This window comes from Mycobacterium sp. (assembly GCF_047975165.1).
In the GTDB taxonomy this organism is placed as follows: domain Bacteria; phylum Actinomycetota; class Actinomycetes; order Mycobacteriales; family Mycobacteriaceae; genus Mycobacterium.
In genome coordinates this window covers 1-2,224 of record NZ_JBKECZ010000003.1, presented here as the reverse complement: position 1 = coordinate 2,224, position 2,224 = coordinate 1, and the positions used below count along the sequence as shown (strand labels likewise).

The window sequence follows — 2,224 nt, the reverse complement described above, 5'->3', positions numbered from 1 at the left end:
AATCTCTCTTAGGGGTTGATTTCTCTCTATAAATCATATATACTTTGTATATATGAGTTATATAAATATTAACAATTTATATAAAAACCGAAAACTCATATTACTTAGAACAAAGGAGCAAATTATGTCAAAAGAGAACATAGAAGAATATAGAATTATCTCTGAAGCTGAAAGAGAGAAGATTCTACACGAACACATTATGTATTTACATGATCTACTTATAAAAGGAAATAAAAATACAGATAAATTAAAAGAAGCAAAAAAAGAAGCATTAGATAAAGGTGATGATACAACATATACAGTAATGATTGCCTTACTATCAAATCATAAAGACGGAATAATAAAAACAGAAAGTTTAATTGAATATTTAGAATACCTAAAGGAACATGGTAAGCAAAGATATGCAGAAGAACATTTAGATCATATTAAATTCCTTAAGGATGAAGATGAGAGACTTTTAGAATTTATGAATGATCTTAATGATGATGATGAAGAAGAATCTAAAATCAAATTAGAATTAGCTGAAAACATTAAAGAAGTTAATTCAATAATTGAATCAATCAATTTATTTAAATACTAGATCACATGGAAGATAAATTTTACGAAAGAACCATTGAAGAGTTTAAGATCAAAAAGAAATTAAAGAGAAAATATAATTTCTTAACTATAGCGATACCAATGATAATTGAATTAGTTATATTTGTCATTGCTATATATTTAGCATTCGGCACTTCAGGTAAAGTATCAAACTTATTAGGTATCTTATTATTAAATGACATAATAGTATTCGGATCATTGTATGCTATCATCATAACTACATTCAACGATAAGATTGAAAATTGATTTGTAGATAAAATTGGAAACATAGATCAACTAGTAGACGAAGCAATGGAAGAAAAAAACAAAGAAACAGATTTTGAGATCATAAATAGATTCTTATTTAATCTAAAAAATTTTAAAGGAGAAGAAGATGAATAAAGACAAGATACAATTAACAAATGAATTGTCATTATATTTAGATAGTGTTATCGAAATTAAAAAAAGAATTTATTCTGATCTTTGTATTAGATACAAAGACGCCTGCAGAGATAAAAACTTAGCACAAATTACCAGACTAGGGATACAAAAAAATCATACAAAAGAAAGCATGAAAAAATATGAAAGTTTAAAAGGACTATTATCATATGTTTTAAGATATGGAGTAGAAGAAAAATTTGAAGATGTAAAGAAAAACATTAAATTTCTCGAAAGGGAAATATCATATCTAAAAGAACAAATGGATATATTCTTTCATGATATACCAGAACAAAAAAAACAATCTGAAGAAGCAATTGAAAATTTCGAATCTATATTAGAAATATTAAATACTGATAAATATTCCTAAAATAAGAAATATGCCATTGGCATATTTTTTTATATATAATTATGGTAGTTAATAATTAATCGCGATTACTAACAAATATCATGTGGCGCAATATAAGGAAAGAAAACATGATTGAAAAATTATTAGGTATCCTTCAGGGAGAACTAGGAGAAGATACAATTGCTGATCTAGTAGAACACAAAGATGCAATTGCTTCAGCTATTCAAGAACTGATAGATACAAATACAGATAAAAAAGAAACTGATAGTAAATTTGATTCTATAATCTCTTTACTAAATCCTTCAGAAGAACCTAAAGAAGAAGAATCAATTGATGATGTTCTTTCTTCAATCGCAGAAGGAGAAGAAGATGAATAAATTTACACAAAATAGAATTTCTAGATTGCTTAACTCTATTGCTCTTAAAAATGGATCTGACAAAAGGATCGAAATGAAAGATGCAGATGGAAATGATACATCAGCATCATTAAGACAAAAGCAATTTACAGTACTAGCAGCTGAACTAGATAAAAACTACATAATGACAGAATTCAACAATGCTATTATAGCGCAACTATATGCTGACTTAGTTGACACAGATATTGCCAATAGAGATTGGGGCTTCTGAGGTGGATCAGAATCAGGAGATGAATACATCCATGAAAATACAATTATAGGATCAGAAAGAACAGGAGATCCTTCAGTGGATTCTTCTGTAATCTCATTTGAACCACAATAGGAAACTCTAATATTCGAATTCCTAGAGAATTACGGATTTGACCTAAGAGCATATCCTAACATTCAGAAATGAGAATAACTTAGGGGATTAGAAAGATGAATCAATGAAAGATATTGAAAACTT

Annotated in this window: 5 protein-coding genes; all 5 read left to right on the top strand. The window is 27.5% G+C overall.

Annotated features, from left to right (window positions below; genetic code table 11):
- Positions 1-124: 124 nt before the first annotated feature.
- The 5 genes from ACK5M9_RS00065 to ACK5M9_RS00045 all read left to right on the top strand — a co-directional run bounded on the left by ACK5M9_RS00065 (position 125) and on the right by ACK5M9_RS00045 (position 1,990).
- Complete coding sequence (locus ACK5M9_RS00065; RefSeq protein WP_416891175.1) at positions 125-580, top strand: hypothetical protein; 456 nt, start codon at positions 125-127, stop codon at positions 578-580.
- Between the two features lie 5 nt (positions 581-585).
- Positions 586-843, top strand: coding sequence for a hypothetical protein (locus ACK5M9_RS00060; protein WP_416891174.1), 258 nt, complete (start codon positions 586-588; stop codon positions 841-843).
- Positions 844-970: 127 nt separating this feature from the next.
- A complete protein-coding gene (locus ACK5M9_RS00055) occupies positions 971-1,384 on the top strand; it encodes a hypothetical protein (protein WP_416891173.1) in 414 nt (137 codons plus the stop codon).
- Positions 1,385-1,491: 107 nt separating this feature from the next.
- Positions 1,492-1,740: a hypothetical protein gene (locus ACK5M9_RS00050; RefSeq protein ID WP_416891172.1), complete on the top strand. Its 249-nt coding sequence runs from the start codon at positions 1,492-1,494 to the stop codon at positions 1,738-1,740.
- Positions 1,733-1,990 (top strand): hypothetical protein, encoded by a 258-nt coding sequence (locus ACK5M9_RS00045; RefSeq protein WP_416891171.1) that lies wholly within the window; start codon positions 1,733-1,735, stop codon positions 1,988-1,990. Before ACK5M9_RS00050 ends, ACK5M9_RS00045 begins: the two co-directional genes overlap by 8 nt.
- The last annotated feature ends 234 nt before the right edge of the window (positions 1,991-2,224 follow it).